The organism is Thauera mechernichensis (assembly GCF_029588855.1).
GTDB lineage: Bacteria > Pseudomonadota > Gammaproteobacteria > Burkholderiales > Rhodocyclaceae > Thauera > Thauera mechernichensis.
Genome location: NZ_JARQZE010000002.1, coordinates 351902 through 369149, shown reverse-complemented (window position 1 = coordinate 369149; position 17248 = coordinate 351902). Strand labels below are relative to the sequence as shown.

Here is a 17248-nt window from a genome sequence, read left to right as displayed (position 1 = left end):
CCCCTACTGCAGGCACTGCCCCGGCGCCCCATCCGGTGAGAAATGGTCAACCCGGTCGGTGATCAGCCCGTCGAGGCCCAGGCCAAGCAAGCGCTCCGCGTCTTCATCGGTATTCACCGTGTAGGCCAGCATGCGTAAGCCCGCGGCGCGTGCCTGCGTCGCCCACTGCGCATTCCACGCCGACTGCTCGCCGATCACGGCCACGCAACCCAGACGCTGCGCGGTGGCCAGCCAATCGCCGCAGAAGCGTTCGAGCAGGAGCCCGCGCGGCAGCGCGGGTGCAGTGACAGCCGCGGCCTCGAGGGCGATGACGCTGAAGGAGGACAGCAAGGGCGCAGGCGTGCCCCGCCAGATCAGCGCCAGCTGCGCGCCGACGACGCGCGCGGTGCGCAGCTCGTCGCCCGGTGCAGGCTTGAGCTCGACGTTGAGCGCGCAGCCATGGGCATGGCAGAACGCCACCACAGCCTCGAGCGTGGCCAAGCGCTCGCCGGCATGCCGCGGCGCATGCCAGGCGCCGGCGTCAAGGCGCGCGAGCGCCGCCCAGTCATGCCCGAGCGCCTCGCCACGGCCGTCGGTCGTGCGCTCGAGCCGGTCGTCATGGAGCAGAAAGGGCACGCCATCTGCGCTCAGGCGCACATCGCACTCGAACATGCGATAGCCATGGGCATGACCGAGCGCAAAGGCGGCGAGCGTGTTCTCCGGCGCCAGGCGGCCCGCACCGCGGTGCGCGATCCAGCGCGGATAGGGCCACGACGGCAGTCCGTCGGCCCGGGAATGCGCGATGACTCGACCGCTCACGTGCATGCGTCCTTCCTCAGTCAGGCCACCGCGCCCGGTGCGCAACGCGAGCCAGCTGCGCCCGCACCTGAGGCGCAGCAAGTCTCACTCGGCAGCATCTGCCTTGGGCTTGCGCGGACGGCGGCTGCGTGTGGCGGTCTTGGCCGCAGGCCTGGTGTTGCTGTCCTCACCGCTGAGCTCACCAACAGGCTCGCCGCCGGTTACCGCACTGGTTGTTGCATCGCCTTGCTCCGCAGCGCGCGCAGGTCGCCGTGCCTTGGTACCAGATGTCTTGGTGTCAGAAACCTTCCCTGCCGACCCTTTCGGCGTGGATGCATCGACGGCAGCCAGCTCGGCCACGGGCGCCTGGGCCGGCTTGGCTTTGCCGCGCGCCGCGGGCTTGCGCCCTTTGCGCGGCGCCTCTTCCACTGCGGCTGGCGCAAGGTCAGCTGCAGGGCGCTCGCTCGCGGCGGCAACGCCAGCCTCGGCAGCCGCATCGCTTTGCTTGCGGGCACGGCGGGCCTGCTTCTTCGGTTCGGGACGCGGTGCAGCCGCTTCGAGTGCAGCCGGCTGCTCCACCTTGCCCTCTGTCGCCGCCTGCCCTGCGGCCGGAGGTGGCGACACCTCCTTCACCACTGGCGCCTGCGTTACGTCAGCAACGGCTTGCGCCATGTGCTCGACCTGCACCACACCGGCATCCCCCCCGCGGCCAGACGGCGCAGCTGGCCTGCCCTCGGCCTGTGCGGCCGCCCTGCCACTCCCGCGCCGCCGCCCGCTGCGCGCCGAGGCCTTGCCGGCCTGGGCGGGCTTGTCCTCGGTTGTCGCCTCTGCGTTGGCCTGCTGCGCCTCGGCAGTCGTCGCTGCCTGCATCTGCGCGGCCTCGTTCTCCGCAGCGGCGCTCAGCACCGCCGCACTCGGGCGGCTGACATAGGTGCCCGACTTCTCGTCGCGGCCCAGTTCGAGCAGGCCACGGCTCTGTGCCTCCTCCAGCAGGTTGCCGAAGGCACGGAAACCGAAGTAACTCTCGTTGAAATCCGGCTTGCGGCGCTTGATCGCCTCCTTGAGCATCGATGCCCATATCTTGCCGCTCTCGCCGCGCTCCGCGAGCAGGGCTTCGAAGGTCTCGACGGCAATGTCGATCGCCTGCCTGCGCCGGCCCTCGATCTCGTCCTTGCGCCGCTTTTCCTCCTCCGGCGAACGCTTGGGCGCCGGCGCGCTGTCGCGCGCATCGCGCTTGGCGGCAGCACGCTGGCTGTCACGCACGAGGTCATCGTAGAAGATGAACTCGTCGCAATTGGCGATGAGCAGATCAGAGGTCGATTGCTTGACCCCCACGCCGATCACCTGCTTGGCGTTCTCGCGCAGCTTCGACACCAGCGGTGAGAAGTCCGAATCGCCGCTGATGATGACGAAGGTGTCGACATGCGACTTGGTGTAGCACAGGTCGAGCGCGTCGACCACGAGCCGGATGTCTGCGGAATTCTTGCCTGACTGGCGCACGTGCGGGATCTCGATGAGCTCGAAGTTGGCCTCATGCATCGCCGCCTTGAAACTCTTGTAGCGGTCCCAGTCGCAATAGGCTTTCTTGACCACGATGCTGCCCTTGAGCAGCAGGCGCTCGAGCACGCGCTTGATGTCGAACTTCTCGTAGTTGGCATCCCGCACGCCCAGCGCCACGTTCTCGAAGTCGCAGAACAGCGCCATGCTGATGCTGTCAGGGGATGAAGCCATGGGGGTCTCCGTTGCAGTCAAGGTGTCGATGTTAAGGCCTGCGACCGGGCGGCGCCAGCCGGCGCAATCGCCTATCATGCTGCAGGCCCGGAACGCGCCGGGCCGACCACGAAACCTTTATTCGATGGAGATATGCAAATGCGCACAACCCGTTCCCTTGCCCTGACCCTCTCCCTGTCCGTGCTGACCGCATCGCTCGCCATACTCTCATCTCCAGCCACGGCCGCCGAACGTGCCACGGCCACGATCATCGACCGTGACGGCAAGGCGGTCGGGGCCGCGACGCTGACCGAGGGCCCGCACGGCGTGCTCATCCACGTCGCGGCCAAGGGCCTGCCGCCGGGCCCGAAAGCCATCCACATCCACAGCGTCGGCACCTGCGAGGATCCGGACAAGGGCTTCGTCGCCTCCAAGGGGCACCTCAACCCGCACGCCAAGCCTCACGGGCTGATGAACCCCGAAGGCCCGGACGCGGGCGACCTGCCCAACCTCTTCGTTCATGCGGACGGCTCGGTCGAGGCTGAGTTCTTTACCACCCTCGCCAGCCTCACAGGCGCTGGCGAGCGCGCGCGCATCCTCGACGAGGACGGTGCTGCGCTGGTCATCCACGAGAACCGCGACGACCACCTCAGCCAGCCCATCGGCGGCGCCGGTCCGCGTCTGTTCTGCGGCGTGATCGAGGCGCAGTGAGCGGGCGCTGCACCGGCACTGCGGTCGCCCGCCTTGCGCTGCTGTGCAGCGTGGGGCTGGGCGGTGGAGCGAGTGCACAGGGTGACGAGCCTGGCGTGGTCAGCTACCAGACTCAAGCCCCCATGGCCGCCACCGCCCCCCTGCGCGCCAACGGAATCGGGCCGCTCGTGCTCGGCGCGCGCCTGACCACGGCCGCCCGCCGCACCCTGCCACTCGACGCCGCCGCGGCACAGATCGGTCCGGGTTGTGACGAACGCGACCAGATCAGCGTGTTGTTGAAGGTCGAGAACCACACCCTGACCGTGATGGCGATGGCCGGCATCGACGGCCGTATCGACGAAGTCCTCGCCCTGCCCACCGACGGCGCAACGCGGCTCGACAGCATCGCGGCCTGCCAGGCCCATGGCGAACGTTTCGCGCAGACGCTGTCTCATCGCCTGGGCGCAGCCACGCCGCAAGCGATGGAGCGCAAGGCGGTTTCCGACGAGTTCCGCTTCCACTTCGGAGGCGGCGCTCAGGTCGTCGCACGCTGGTTCGCAGGCGGCTTCAGCTGCGACCTGCTGCTTCAGTTCCGCAACCGCCAGTAAACACCGGGCAAGCCCTGACTGCGGGGTCGTGCCGCCTTCGGCTACGCTGCCACGAATACCGAACGACAAGCCTCCTTCATTGCCGATGCCCAACTCGCTGCAGGCCTTCAGCTTTCGTGCCCTTGCCCTGCTCCTGCTGTGGTGGACGCTGAGCGGCGGCGAGGGGTGGCTGTTCGGGCTGGCCACCGCCTCACTGACAGCCGCACTGAGCTTGCGCCTGACGCCACCGGCGACTCATCGCCTGCACGCGCGCCGGATTCCGCGCTTCGCCGCCTTTTTCCTGCTGCAGTCGCTGCGTGCCGGCTGGGACGTGGCACGACGAACGCTACATCCGGCGCTACCGCTCGACCCCGGCTTGCTCAACATGGCAACGAGGCTTCCCGAGGGCGCGCCCTGCTGGTGGCTGATGCTGGTCATCAGCCTGCTGCCGGGCACGCTGAGTGTGCGGCGCCATGGCAACAGCCTGGAGATCCATTGCCTGGACGCTGGGCTGGATGTCGATGCCGACCTACGGCAGGCCGAGACGCAGGTTGCCCGCCTGTTCGGCCTCACGCTCGCTCGCATCGCACCGGATCCTGAGTCGAGGGGAGAGGCAACACCCCCCGCAGCAGCAAGGCAGTGAGGGCGGCACGCATCATGGACACCCTGCTCGAAGCCTTCTCCCTCCTGCTGCTGCTGTCGCTGGTCCTTGGCCTGCTGCGCGTCTGGAAGGGGCCGGGTTTCGCGGATCGCATGCTCGCAGCGCAACTCCTGGGCACGACCGGCGTGGCGATGCTGGTCCTGCTCGCCGACCCGCTCGGGCTGGCGGCGCTGCGCGATGTAGCCCTGGTGTTGGCGCTGCTTGCGGTACTTGCAGTCCTCGCTTTCGTGGCACGGGTCTGGGACCCCGATGAACAAGTGCCGGACGGTTCGGAAAACCCGAGCGACACACGCACGGAAGCAGCCCCAGCGCAGCCGCAACGCCCTGCAGGCACAGTCGGGAGGCGACGCGGATGACGGCGGTCGCACTGTTCCAGTCCCTGCTGATCGGCGCCGGGGTCGCCTTCTTCGTCGTCGGCTCGATCGGCGTGCTGCGTTTTCCCGACGTCTATACCCGCATCCACGCCCTGACCAAGGCGGACAACCTCGGCCTGGGGCTGGTCGTGATCGGGCTGCTGCCCGGCGCCGGCTCGGTGGCGGCCGCGCTCAAGCTGCTGCTGATCTGGGGCCTGGCCCTGCTCGCCAGCGCCTGTGCGGGCTACCTGGTGGCGCGCGCGGCACGCCGCCGCGGCGTCGAGCCCTGGCGGCGCGGACAGCCACGCCAGCGTCCCGAGCGAAGCGGAGACCCGCGGTGAGCGCGCTGCCGGCCAACACCTTCGATCACCTCCTTGGCCTCGGCCTGATCGCCTGTGCCGCGGGTGCGCTCCTGTCGCGCGAACTGTTCCGCGCCATCGTCATGTTCATCGTCTTCGGCCTGCTCATGGCGCTGGCCTGGGTTCGGCTGCGCGCACCCGACATCGCGCTCGCCGAGGCGGCGATCGGCGCCGGGCTCACCGGCGTGCTGCTGCTCGACACCCTCGGCTACCTGCGCCGCCGCTTCGAGCGGCCACGCCCCTCCCCACCCTCCGCACCCGCAGCGCACACCTCGGACAAGGAGCAGACGAGGTCATGAAACGGCACCTGCTCATCCTGCTCGCAGCGCTCGCAAGCCTGGCGGTCTGCGCCGCACTTGCCCTCGCCGTCATCGAGCGCCCCGAAGCGCGCACAGACCTGCCACGAGTCGTCGCGCACAGCATCGAGCACGCCGGCGCGCCGCATCCGATCACGGCGGTCCTGCTCGATTTCCGCAGCTACGACACCTTGCTCGAAGTTGCCGTGCTGCTCGTCGCCGTGGTCGTCGCGCTGGCGCTGCGCGAGGCCCAGCCCGACGGCCCCGACCGCATGGGCCTGGACAACCCGCTGCTGCGTGCGGTGATGAGCTGGCTGTTGCCGTTGATGCTGCTGGTCGCCGCCTACCTGCTTTGGGCGGGCAGCACGCGGCCAGGGGGCGCCTTCCAGGCGGCGGCGGTGCTGGCCGCCGCGGGTGTGCTGCTGCGCCTGGCAGGCGTGCGCCTGGGCGGTTTCGCCGGAGAAGGCGGCGCCCGGCGGTTGCGCGCGCTGCTGGTGCTCGGCCCGGCGGTATTCGTGGCCGTGGGTGCCGGCACGGCACTCGGCGGGCGCGCCTTCCTCGACTACCCGGCGGATTGGGCCGGCGGCCTGATCCTGGCGATCGAGCTGGCGCTGACGCTGTCGATCGCGCTCGCGCTGCTGTCGCTGTTCCGGCTGGCGCCGCCCCAGTCGGACGTCGAGCGTCTGCCCGAGCGCAGGCGGAGGGCCCGCGAATGAGCGCAACAGTGCTCACCACCGACGCCCTCTACGCCTGGGTCGGGGTGCTGCTGTGCGGGCTTGGCCTGTTCGGCTTCGTCATCCATCGCCACCTGCTGCGCCGCCTGCTCGCCTTCAACGTCATGGGCAGCGGCAGCTTCCTGCTGCTGGTGGGGTTGGCACAGGACGGGCGTGGCATCGACCCGGTACCGCAAGCCCTCGTGCTGACCGGCATCGTGGTGGCGGTCGCGTCCACCGCACTCGCCCTCGTCATCTTCCGCCGCTGGCATCGCGTCAGCGGCGAGAGCACGCTACCGGAGGACGTGTGAGCCTGCTGCCTGCCCTGGTCATGCTGCCACTCTCCGCCGCGCTGGCAAGCACGCTGCTGCCGCTGCGCTGGCGCGGGCCGCTGGGGGTGGCGCTGGCCGTATTGCTTGCCGGCGTGGCCTGCGGCCTGCTGCGCACGGTGGTGGGCGACGGGCCGCAGGCGCATGCGCTGGGTGGCTGGGCGCCGCCGCTGGGCATTGCGCTGGTGGCCGACGGCCTGGCGGCAGGCATGGTGGTGCTGACCGCGACGGTCGCCCTGCCCTGCGCGCTGCACGCTGCACTCGGCCTGCGCGGCGAGGCGGCGGAGGACGGCTTCTGGCCGCTGTTCTGGTTCATGTGGGCGGCACTCAACGGCATCTGGCTGTCGGCGGACCTGTTCAACCTCTATGTCGGCCTCGAGTTGCTCGGCCTGGCGGCGGTGGGCCTGGTGGCGCTCAAGGGCTCGGCCAGCGCGCTGGCCGCGGCGATGCGCTACCTGCTGGCAGCGCTGCTCGGTTCGCTCGCCTACCTGATCGGCGTCGCCCTGCTCTACGCCGCCTGGGGCAGCCTGGCGCTGGCGGACCTTGCAGGCTTCATGGCCGAGGCTGGCGTAGCACAGTCCGGCAGTCTCACCACGCTGGTCGCACTCGGCCTGATGAGCGCCGGGCTGCTGCTCAAGACCGCCCTGTTCCCGCTCCACGGCTGGCTGCCGCCCGCACACGGCGGGGCGCTGCCGCCGGTCAGCGCGCTGCTCTCGGCGCTGGTCATCAAGGCCTCGCTGTACATCCTGATGCGGCTGTGGATCATGGCAGGCCCGGCGCTGACCCCGCTCGCGCTCGGTTGGCTACTCGGCGCACTGGGCGCCGCAGCGGTGTTCTGGGGCGGCTGGATGGCGCTGCGCCAGGCACGCCTCAAGCACCTGGTGGCCTACTCCACGGTGGCGCAGATCGGCTACCTGTTCCTGTTCTTCCCGCTCTTCGGCGTGGCGAACATGGACGCCGCGCGCCTGGCATGGGACGGCACGCTGCTGATGCTGGCCGCGCATGCGCTGGCCAAGGCCGGCATGTTCCTCGCTGCCGGCAACCTGGTGCTGGCGGTGGGCAGTCCGCACATCGCCGACCTTACCGGCATCAGCCGCTTCCGACCGCTGTCTCTGATGAGCTTCGGTCTGGCAGGGGTGAGCCTGATGGGCCTGCCGCCGAGCGCCGGCTTCACCGCCAAGTGGCTGCTGCTGCAAAGCGCGCTGGCGAGCGGGCAGTGGGTGTGGATCATCGTGCTGGTGGGGGGCGGGCTGCTGAGCGCGGCCTACGTGTTCCGGGTGTTCCGCCACGCCTTCGTCGAGGGCCCGGCGCGCGACCGCTTCGCCTCGCCGCCGCTCGCGCTCGAGCTGTCGGCGCTGGCGCTGGGCAGCGCCAGCATCGCGCTCGGCCTGGTGGCACAGGCGCCGCTGGAATGGCTGCGCATCGGCAGCCCACTCGCTACGGGCGTGCCATGAGCGGCGCGAGCTCACTCCTCCACGCCTTGCTGCCGCTGGCGGTGATCGCCACCTCGCTGCTGGCGGCGGTGGGCATCTTCGTGCTCGCCGAGCACCGTCACCGCCTGCGCAGCAGCCTCAACCTGGCAGCGGCGCTGGCCAAGCTGGCGCTGGTGGTGTGGATGGGGCTGGGCGTGCTCGAAGGCGAACGCTACGCGTTGCGCTACACCCTGGTCGACGGGGTCGCCTTCGTGCTGCGCGCCGACGCCCTCGGCATCATGTTCGCCGGCCTGTCCTCGGTGTTGTGGCTGTTCACCACGATCTACGCCATCGGCTACCTTGAGAACGCGCCCAACCGCAGCCGCTTCTTCGGTTTCTTCAGCCTGTGCGTGGCGAGCACGGTCGGTATCGCGCTCGCCGGCAACCTGTTCACCTTCTTCCTGTTCTATGAACTGCTGACGCTGTCGACCTACCCGCTGGTCGTGCACCGCGGCAGCGCAAAGGCGCTTGCCGCCGGACGCACCTATCTCGTCTACACGCTTGGCGGCGGCGCGGTGCTGCTGCTCGGCATCGCCCTGTTGCATGCGCTGGCGGGCGACGTGGCCTTCGGCGCCGGGGCGGGCCTGGCGGCGCTCGAGGCCGTATCAGATCCGCAGCTGGTGCTGATCTTTGCGCTGCTCGTCGGTGGCCTGGGCGTAAAGGCCGCAATCTTCCCGCTCCACGGCTGGCTGCCGACGGCGATGGTGGCGCCGGCACCGGTGAGCGCGCTGCTGCATGCGGTGGCGGTGGTCAAGGCCGGGGCCTTCGGCATCGTGCGCGTGGTGTATGACGTGTTCGGCATTGAGCTGGCCTGGCAGCTCGGCGTGCTCGGGCCACTGGCAGCGCTGGCCAGCTTCACCATCCTGTACGGCTCGCTGCGCGCGCTGGCGCAGGCCGACCTGAAGCGCCGGCTGGCGTTCTCAACCGTCAGTCAGGTGTCCTACATCGTGCTCGGCATCTCGCTGTTCGGGCCGCTCGGCACTGCCGGCGGGCTGGTGCACCTGCTGCACCAGGGGCTGATGAAGATCACCCTGTTCTTTTGCGCCGGCAACTACGCCGAGACCCTGGGCGTACACCGCGTGGACGAGCTCGACGGCGCCGGGCGCTGCATGCCCGCGACCAGCATCGCCTTCACCATCGGCGCCTTCGGCATGATCGGCGTCCCGCCGCTGGCGGGCTTCGTCACCAAGTGGTATCTCGGCCTCGGCGCACTCGAAGCCGGCATGGGCTGGGTCATCGGCGTGCTGGTGGCAAGCAGCCTGCTCAACGCCGCCTACTTCCTGCCCATCCTGCACCGCATCTGGTTCCGCCCGCAGCGCGGGCCGTGGCCGGACGAGCGCTTCCGGCAATGCCACGACACCCACCCGCTGCTGCTGATGCCTACGCTGGCGACTGCCGCCTTCAGCGTGGTCGCAGGCCTGTTCGCCAGCCTGCCCTACTCCCCGCTGTACTGGGCGACCGTGGTGGTCGGGCGGGAGTACCTGCCGTGATCGCCGCGGCGAGGTCCGCCACGCGGTCTGTGATGATGGCATCCGCTACCGTCGAGGAGGCCCGCTGATGGAGCGCGCAATCGACGCTTTCGGCCTGGTGCTGGTCCCGACCCTGCCACTGCTGATGGTGCTGGCCTGGTGCGTGCCCGGCTGGCGCTGCCGCATCGAATGCTGGACGCCATGGGCAGCACTACCCGCGTTGTTGCTGGGGCTGGGCGGCGCGCAGGGGGTGAGCGTGCAGCTCGATGCGGTGCTGTTCGGCACCGTGCTGGCGCTGGACGGAACACGGCGGGTGTTTCTCGCCTTCACCGCCCTGCTGTGGCTGGGCGCGGGCCTCTACAGCCGTGGCACGCTGGCGGGCGACGCGCGGGCGAGTGGCTTCCGGCTGCTGTGGCTGGCAACGATGGCGGGCAACTTCGGCCTCATCCTCGCCCACGACCTGGCGAGCTTCTATGCCAGCTTCGCATTGATGAGCTTTGCCGCCTACGGCCTGGTGATCCACGACCGCAGTGGCGCGGCGCTGCACGCCGGGCGGGTTTATCTGGCAATGGCGGTCGCCGGTGAAGGCCTGATCATCGCTGGCCTGTTGCTCGCGGCCAGCGCCAGCGCGGCGCCGCAGGCACCGCTATTGAGTGACCTGGCGGGCGCAATCGCGGCCTCGCCGCGGCGCGACCTCACGATCGCCTGCCTGGTCGCCGGTTTTGGCGTCAAGGCCGGGCTACCGCTGTTACATATGTGGCTGCCGCTGGCTCACCCGGTGGCGCCGGTACCGGCGAGCGCAGTGCTGTCGGGGGCGATGATCAAGGCTGGGCTGCTGGGCTGGCTCGTCACCTTGCCGCTGGGGGTGGTCGCGCTGCCGGGCTGGGGCTTGGGCCTGATCACGCTCGGCTTCGCTGCCGCCTTCGGCGCCGCGGCCATCGGCATCCACCAACGCACACCGAAGACGGTGCTCGCCTACTCCAGCGTCAGCCAGATGGGCCTGATCACCGTCGGCGTGGGCGCCGGCCTGCACCAGCCAGCGCTGTGGCCCGCGCTGGCGCCCGCGATCGCGCTCTACGCCCTGCATCACGGCCTGGCCAAGGGTGCGCTGTTTCTCGGCGTGGGCATCGCGCCCGCGCTGGCCCACGCGGGCAGCATACACCGGCGGGCGTTGTGGCTGGCGCTGGCGCTGCCCGGGCTGGCGCTGGCCGGGCCGATGGTGAGCGGCGCGGCCGCCAAGATCAGCCTGAAGACCGCGCTCGCGGGCGGCATCGTCACCCCGGCGTGGTGGCAGCACCTGCCGCTGGTACTGAGCCTGGCGGCGGCCGGCACCACAGCGCTGGTCGCGCGCTACCTCTGGCTGCTGGCGCAACAAGCCGACGACGGCCACCATGCGCCCCCGGCCGCCGCCCAATGGCTGGGCTGGGCGCTGGTGCTCGGCGCGAGTGTGGCCGGCCTCATCCTGCTGCCCTGGGTGCCGGTGCCCGCAGGTTTGCCGCCCGACCCCGCCTACCTGCCCGAGCTGCTGTGGCCAGTGCTCGCCGGCAGCGCACTCGCCGTGTTCGCCGCCCGCCGCCTGCGCGCCTGGCAGCTGCCGGCCGGCGACGTGCTGACGCCGCTGCTTGGCCTGCTGCAGAGACTGCGCAGGGTGGCAGAGGCGTGCGTACGCCAACTCACTGAGTTGGCCGGTCGCATCGCCACCGACCATGGCTGGCGCGCTCCGAGCGCGGCAGACACGCGAGACGAGGCGATCGCACCGCCGCCTGCAAGTGCACTGGAGCAAGCGCTGCGCCGGCATGCCGCCCTGCTCTTTGCACTGCTGACAGCGCTGGGCCTGGCGCTGGCGCTGGGTGCGTGGCTTGTAGGGCCGCTGGCGCGGTAGGCGCAGGTTCCGGCCAACAACAGGCATCGCGCCGGGCACAGGAAAAGCTCGCGGCTGGCGCCGCTCCCACAGCAGACCGTGGCCCGCCTCCCCCGTAGGAGCGGCGCCAGCCGCGAGGGGTTGAAGGCAACACCGCCAGGGTCGGGACCAGAAAAGCTCGCGGCTGACGCCGCCACAGACAATGCTGTATCCAGGCTGGCCTGACCCACCGTGAGGCGATAGGATTCGGGCATCGAGGCGCCTCACGCCAGCCATGCACCATGACGCCTCCCTGGCTCATGCCCTAACCCGAGCCCGCAGCAATGCGGCGCTGACGCCATGAAGATGAACATCCTTCCCGTGCGCCCCCTGCTGCTGTCCCTCGCATTGGCCCTCGCGGGCTGCAGCGACACCCCACTGCGAGAGTGGCGCACCACGGAAAAAGGGGGGGTGTTCTCGCTCAGCATCAGCCTGGATGCCGAACACGTGCTGGTCGGCGCGGTGCAGCACGGTGGCAGCCTGTGGCGCACGGCTGACGGCGCACGCCTCTACGACTGGAACCACAAGCCGGACCAGGTCTCTGCGCTGGTAGCGACTGCCTTTTCGGCCGAAGGGCGCTTCGCAGCGACCGCCGAGCGCCATCAACTCGCGCTATGGGACGTCGCCAGCGGCCGTGCCATCGGCACCTGGGCGATGGAGGCTCCGGTACTGTCGATCGCCGTCTCGGGCAACGGCCAGCGCCTGCTCGTCGGCCTGCAGGACAACTCGGCGCTGCTCATCGACACCGCCCGCGACGAGCCGCTTGCGCGCATTCGCCATGGCAACGGCGTACAGGCGGTGGCCATCACCGCGGACGGCCGCATCGGCATCACCGGCGCCGACGACGGCATGCTGCGCGCCTGGGACCTCGATACCGGCAGCACGCTGCTCGCACACAAGTTTGCCAGCGGCATCTCGACACTGGCGCTGTCCGCGGACGGCAGCCTGCTCTTCGTCGGCCGCTATCACGGCAAGGGCATGGTCTGGAACCTGCAGCGCAACCAGGCGGTCAGCGCGATCGGTCATGACCGAACCTCCATCGTCAGTGCGCGCTTCGCGCCCGACGGCCTCACCCTGCTCGCCGGCCTGCCCGCAGGCCGGATCCAGGAGTGGAACGTAAGCGCCGGCACACTCGTCAGGCACTGGCAGGCCGACGCCCCCTCCGCGGTGCGCAGCAGCGGCCTGACCACGACCGCGGTCGCACACGACCTCCGCAGCCGCAGCATCATCGCCGGTTTCTCTGACGGGTCGGTCAGGGTGTGGTCACGCTGAACCGCCTGCCATGCACACTCCGCTGCCTGCCGGCAACCGGCAGCGCGGCACGGGCAGGCGGCAAACTATGCGCAGTGACCATGACAAAACCGGCAAGCTTTGCCGAATAGCCGCTGATTTACCGGCATTTTCCGGCCTTTGATCGCCGATCCGGCCCCATAGAATCCGCTTTGACCACCTGGCACGGAATTCGCTGAGAGCCGGTCAAGCACGACCACGCTCTACCCCGGACCTGGCATTCCGACAACGCTGGCCGTACTGCAGACGCAACGGACACCCTCGGAGATCAATCATGGCTCAAGTCATCAACACCAACATCGCTTCGCTCAACGCGCAGCGCAACCTGAACACCTCGGCCGGCTCGCTCGCCACCTCGCTGCAGCGCCTGTCCTCGGGTCTGCGCATCAACAGCGCCAAGGACGACGCCGCGGGCCTGGCGATCTCGGAACGCATGACCTCGCAGATCCGCGGCCAGGATCAGGCGCGCCGCAACGCAAACGACGGTATCTCGCTTGCGCAAACGGCCGAAGGTGCCTTGCAGTCTGCCGGCGATATCCTCCAGCGTGTGCGCGAACTTGCCGTACAGTCGGCCAACGCAACGAACTCTGCATCGGACCGCCAGGCGCTCAATGCCGAGGTCAACCAGCTGACATCGGAGCTCGATCGCATTGCCAAATCGACCGAGTTCAACGGCCGCAAGCTGCTCGACGGCTCCTTCTCCACCGCCACCTTCCAGATCGGTGCCAACGCCGGCCAGACCATCCAGGCCACCACCGCGAACTTCAGCACGAACCAGTACGGCGGCTACAGAATCGGCTCTCAGGTTGCAGCCAACATCGGCGCGAAGGGGGATCTGACCCCGGGTAGCACCGCGTTCGCACTTGGCTCCTCCGCGGCGGCTGCGAACCGCGTGGCGGGCGGAACGGTCACCATCAGCGGTGCCGCAGGCACTGCAGCGGTGACGATCGGTCCAGGCGCCTCGGCAAAGAACGCCGCCGAACTGATCAATGCCGAAAGCGGCACGACAGGGGTTACCGCCAGTGCACGCACCGAGTTCGACATCGACTTCAGCGCACCGAACACCAGCTACAAGTTCGACATCACCTCGAACAACGCTGCGCCGCTGACGATCTCCTTCACCATCGGCGCCGAAGACAATGACGGCCTGGCAGCAGCCATCAATGCCTTCAACGATGTCTCGGCCAAGACAGGCGTGAGCGCGCGAGTGAACGATACCGGCGACGGCATCACCTTGTTGAACGCAGCCGGCGAAAACATCACCATTGCGAATGCCGCCTCCGGGTCCGCAACAGCGACCATCGGGGGGACCTCGACAGGCGCCGGCGCGAGCGCGATCGGCACTGGGCAGCTCATCCTCGACTCCGATCGCTCCTTCAGCATCGAAGCGCCCAACACAACCGATTTCTTCAACAACACGACTGCTGCATCTCAACTGCAGGCTGTCAGCAACCTGGATGTCAGCTCGGTCGAGTCGTCGCAGCGAACACTGGCGATGGTCGATGCGGCCCTGTCCGCAATCAACGGCCAGCGCGCCAAGTTCGGCGCCCTGCAGTCGCGCTTCGAAAGCACGATTGCCAACCTGCAGATCTCGTCGGAGAACCTGTCGGCGTCGCGCTCCCGCATCCGCGACACCGACTTCGCCTCCGAGACCGCCAACCTGACCCGTGCGCAGATCCTCCAGCAGGCCGGCACGGCGATGCTGTCTCAGGCCAATGCGCTGCCGCAGCAGGTGTTGTCGTTGCTGCAAGGTTAATCAAGGTGTGATGCCGTGAAGCGAGAGTCCCCAGGCGGGACTCTCGCTTTTCGTGCTTGAGGAACAAGGACCCTCCCCCGATGGAGCATCGGACGGAAACGATCGAATTGGCAGGCTGATAACCCGCCTATTCCGCGCCTTCGATATTGAGCTGATGCGTTACTCTCGCTATCGACATCCGGATCCGCCCTTCAGTCTCATGACCTTCACCGCTCGGTCCCACCGGAACCACCAGCGGGGGACACGACAAGGGCTGCGACCGGGCGACCCGTTACGAGGCGGGGATTGTGACCTGACAGATCAACCCTGAGACCACAAGCGAATGCCGATACCACTCGTGCGAGACAAGCCAGCCCTTCGACGGGTGCGGTGCATACTCCATATCGGTACGCCCAAGACCGGATCGACTGCCCTGCAGTACTTTCTGAAGCAGAACCGCGGACAGCTTGCACGCTCGGGGCTCGTGTACCCGGAATCGATAGAGCTCGGTTTTGCCCAGCACGAGCTTGCGTTCCTCACCGGAGGCGGCTACCCGGACTGGGCAACGGGGGAACGTCTCCCGTTCGATGTGCTCATCGGCAAGCTCCGACGCGAACTCGACGCGCATCCTTCAGGCTCGCAGCTTGTACTGAGTAGCGAGAATTTCTACTGGCTATCGGACCCAAGCGCGGTCAGCGACATGCTCGCCGCACTCGGCTATGCGCCAGACACGGTGGCGATCGTGGTGTATATCCGTCGCCAGGAAGACGCCATCGAATCCTGGTACAACCAGTCGGTCAAAGCGTTGGGCTACAGCGGAAGCTTCGAGCAGAGCATTGCTGATCATGACGATCTTTGGGACTACGAGCACAGGCTCGGCCGGTGGGCTAGCGTCTTCGGGCTGCAGCAGATGGTCGTGCGCACCTACGCCGAGGACGACGAATGCTTCGATGTGCGCCGCGACTTCTTGGAACTGCTCGAAGTTCCTGCTCCATCGCTGAGCTACCCTGCAGGCAGGGAGAACCTCCGGTTGGTCAGGGACCTGCTCGAATTCCAGCGCATCATCAACCGTCTGCCATTGCCCACGGCTGATAAGCGTCGCTATCACAAACAGCTGATCCGACTCTCGGAGGAGGCGGCCACGCTCGGGCTCGACGACACGCCACTTCATACCCAGGCGAGCCGCAACGCCGTCCGCAGACGCTACGAGGCGGGAAACAGTGCCGTCGCCCGCACCTATTTCGACCGAAGTGACTTGTTCCCGCCTGCGCTTGAACCCACGTGCGAAGACGTGCCTGTACCGCCGCTAAGCGCCGAGAAACTGGCGACCATCTTCGCCTGGCTGATGATGAGCCAGCCCACAAGAACGGGAGACCGCGATGAAGCGATCCAGGCCCGAGAACGATAGCTACGATGCCCACGCCCGCAGCTGCGCACCCGACGACCTTTGGGGGCAGGTGAAACGCACGCTCGGAGGCGCCCCGCTCGAGAGCGATCAGATTCAGTTGATACTCGATTGCACGGCGGCTGCGCTGGAGCTGTCAGAGGACGACGTACTGCTCGATCTTTGCTGCGGGAATGGCGCGCTCTCGACACACTGGTTCGCACGCTGTACCGACGGGGTTGGTGTGGACGCCTCCCCCTACCTGATCGAGATTGCGCGCAGTCGCTTCGCCGCGGACAGCCAGGAGCGGTTCCAGCTGTCGGAGGTGCTGGACTATCTTCTGTCGAGCACGCTGCGCAGCGACTTCACCAAGGCAGTGTGTTACGGCTCGCTGCAGTATCTCTCGCCCGAACGGGCGGGGGCCGTCCTCTCCGCGCTGCGTAGCAACTGCCCGAGACTGAGTCGCGTGTTCATCGGCAACATTCCAGACCGTGACCGCTCAGCGGCCTTCTTCGGGGCGAACATGCCCAGTCCCGACACACTGGATACGCCGCGGTCGGCGATCGGTGTCTGGCATACTCAGCGCGACTTCATTGCCTTGGCGCGCAAGAGCGGCTGGGACTGCCGGACGCGTGTCATGCCGCCCGAGTTCTACGCTGCCCACTATCGTTTCGACGCAATTCTCACCCCGCAGGCCGGAGACGTTCTATGAAGAACATTGTCTGGATCGCTGGCATGCCCCGCTCAGGTACCAACTGGATCGGACAGATCTTCGCCTCACACCCTTCGGTACGCTACAAGTTGTGCCCGCTGTTCTCATACGAATTCAAGAACGCACTGGACGAACACAGCTCCGCAGCTGCCTGGTCGGCCTTACTGCAGGCAACCTACGACACCCGTAGCGACTACCTGGACCAGGACTATCTTCGCCGTGATGCGCTGATCCCTGACTTCCCCGAGCGCGAGGATGCACCGCCCCTGCTGGCAATCAAGTCCACGCGTTACCACCACCTCTTGCCCTGCCTGCTCGATCTCGTACCCAATGCGCAGGTGATCGGTATCGTCAGGGATCCACGAGCCACGATCCACTCGTGGCTGGCAAATCCGCTCGAGTTTCCTGCCAACGCAGACCCGAACGCCGAGTGGCGAAGCGGAAATTGCCGTAAGACTGCAGTAGGCGAGTACTGGGGCTTCGACGACTGGAAGTCCGTCACCTCTCTCTACCTCGACCTGGCTCGGCGTTATCCCAAGCGCTTTCACCTTGCCCGCTACGAGCAGTGGGTACAAACGCCGGCTGCGTACACCGCCCGCATGCTGGAGGCACTTGGGCTGACGCTTCACCCGCAGACGGAGACCTTTTTGCAGGCATCCCGAGTCGAGCACAGCAGCCATCCGCGCGCGGTGTTCAAGCACCCGAGCGTCACCACCCGCTGGGCCGGTAGGCTGGACCCCACGATCAGCGCAGCGATCGTCGCCGAACTTGAGGGCACGCCACTTGCGTCGTTCCTGTCCTGAGCCCCCAC

General features: G+C 68.1%; 18 protein-coding genes. 16 read left to right on the top strand and 2 right to left on the bottom strand.

All coding sequences use genetic code 11. From position 1 onward, the window contains the following. Window positions 1-3 precede the first annotated feature (3 nt). Together ugpQ and P7F68_RS04620 are read right to left on the bottom strand one after the other, a co-directional pair. On the bottom strand, window positions 4-804 hold the full coding sequence (gene ugpQ, locus P7F68_RS04625; protein ID WP_002939448.1) for a glycerophosphodiester phosphodiesterase: 801 nt from the start codon (window positions 802-804) through the stop codon (window positions 4-6). Between the two features lie 78 nt (window positions 805-882). Then, window positions 883-2508, bottom strand: coding sequence for an NYN domain-containing protein (locus tag P7F68_RS04620; RefSeq protein WP_277831065.1), 1626 nt, complete (start codon window positions 2506-2508; stop codon window positions 883-885). Between the two features lie 138 nt (window positions 2509-2646). Between P7F68_RS04620 and P7F68_RS04615 the strand changes: the two genes are divergently transcribed. The 16 genes from P7F68_RS04615 to P7F68_RS04540 all read left to right on the top strand — a co-directional run bounded on the left by P7F68_RS04615 (window position 2647) and on the right by P7F68_RS04540 (window position 17240). After that, entirely contained in the window at window positions 2647-3198 is a 552-nt protein-coding gene (locus tag P7F68_RS04615) for a superoxide dismutase family protein (protein ID WP_002939436.1), read from the top strand. Continuing rightward, window positions 3195-3785, top strand: a complete 591-nt coding sequence (locus P7F68_RS04610; protein WP_002939434.1) for a hypothetical protein — start codon at window positions 3195-3197, stop codon at window positions 3783-3785. Before P7F68_RS04615 ends, P7F68_RS04610 begins: the two co-directional genes overlap by 4 nt. An 85-nt stretch (window positions 3786-3870) precedes the next feature. Further along, complete coding sequence (locus P7F68_RS04605) at window positions 3871-4407, top strand: Na+/H+ antiporter subunit E (RefSeq protein ID WP_277831060.1); 537 nt, start codon at window positions 3871-3873, stop codon at window positions 4405-4407. 14 nt (window positions 4408-4421) lie between these two features. Then, window positions 4422-4781 (top strand): MrpF/PhaF family protein, encoded by a 360-nt coding sequence (locus P7F68_RS04600; protein ID WP_277831058.1) that lies wholly within the window; start codon window positions 4422-4424, stop codon window positions 4779-4781. Beyond that, complete coding sequence (gene mnhG, locus P7F68_RS04595) at window positions 4778-5119, top strand: monovalent cation/H(+) antiporter subunit G (protein ID WP_002933590.1); 342 nt, start codon at window positions 4778-4780, stop codon at window positions 5117-5119. The genes P7F68_RS04600 and mnhG overlap by 4 nt, the downstream gene beginning before the upstream one ends. Then, entirely contained in the window at window positions 5116-5436 is a 321-nt protein-coding gene (locus P7F68_RS04590; RefSeq protein WP_277831054.1) for a Na(+)/H(+) antiporter subunit B, read from the top strand. Before mnhG ends, P7F68_RS04590 begins: the two co-directional genes overlap by 4 nt. Next, window positions 5433-6149 (top strand): MnhB domain-containing protein, encoded by a 717-nt coding sequence (locus P7F68_RS04585; protein ID WP_277831052.1) that lies wholly within the window; start codon window positions 5433-5435, stop codon window positions 6147-6149. The genes P7F68_RS04590 and P7F68_RS04585 overlap by 4 nt, the downstream gene beginning before the upstream one ends. Beyond that, entirely contained in the window at window positions 6146-6457 is a 312-nt protein-coding gene (locus tag P7F68_RS04580; protein ID WP_277831050.1) for an NADH-quinone oxidoreductase subunit K, read from the top strand. The genes P7F68_RS04585 and P7F68_RS04580 overlap by 4 nt, the downstream gene beginning before the upstream one ends. Further along, window positions 6454-7929, top strand: coding sequence for a complex I subunit 5 family protein (locus P7F68_RS04575; protein ID WP_277831048.1), 1476 nt, complete (start codon window positions 6454-6456; stop codon window positions 7927-7929). The genes P7F68_RS04580 and P7F68_RS04575 overlap by 4 nt, the downstream gene beginning before the upstream one ends. Beyond that, window positions 7926-9437 (top strand): proton-conducting transporter transmembrane domain-containing protein, encoded by a 1512-nt coding sequence (locus P7F68_RS04570; RefSeq protein WP_277831046.1) that lies wholly within the window; start codon window positions 7926-7928, stop codon window positions 9435-9437. The genes P7F68_RS04575 and P7F68_RS04570 overlap by 4 nt, the downstream gene beginning before the upstream one ends. A 67-nt stretch (window positions 9438-9504) precedes the next feature. Further along, window positions 9505-11298 carry a complex I subunit 5 family protein gene (locus tag P7F68_RS04565; protein ID WP_277831044.1) on the top strand — a complete coding sequence of 598 codons (1794 nt, stop codon included), beginning with the start codon at window positions 9505-9507 and terminating at the stop codon, window positions 11296-11298. A gap of 318 nt (window positions 11299-11616) precedes the next feature. Then, complete coding sequence (locus tag P7F68_RS04560; RefSeq protein ID WP_002939411.1) at window positions 11617-12588, top strand: WD40 repeat domain-containing protein; 972 nt, start codon at window positions 11617-11619, stop codon at window positions 12586-12588. A 292-nt stretch (window positions 12589-12880) separates the two neighbouring features. Next, a complete protein-coding gene (locus tag P7F68_RS04555) occupies window positions 12881-14362 on the top strand; it encodes a flagellin (protein WP_277831041.1) in 1482 nt (493 codons plus the stop codon). Window positions 14363-14699: 337 nt separating this feature from the next. Then, the gene (locus tag P7F68_RS04550; RefSeq protein WP_277831039.1) at window positions 14700-15749 is read left to right on the top strand and encodes a hypothetical protein; all 1050 of its coding nucleotides are present in this window, start codon (window positions 14700-14702) and stop codon (window positions 15747-15749) included. Further along, window positions 15721-16437, top strand: a complete 717-nt coding sequence (locus P7F68_RS04545) for a class I SAM-dependent methyltransferase (RefSeq protein WP_277831037.1) — start codon at window positions 15721-15723, stop codon at window positions 16435-16437. The genes P7F68_RS04550 and P7F68_RS04545 overlap by 29 nt, the downstream gene beginning before the upstream one ends. Then, window positions 16434-17240: a sulfotransferase gene (locus tag P7F68_RS04540; protein ID WP_277831035.1), complete on the top strand. Its 807-nt coding sequence runs from the start codon at window positions 16434-16436 to the stop codon at window positions 17238-17240. The genes P7F68_RS04545 and P7F68_RS04540 overlap by 4 nt, the downstream gene beginning before the upstream one ends. Window positions 17241-17248: the final 8 nt, after the last annotated feature.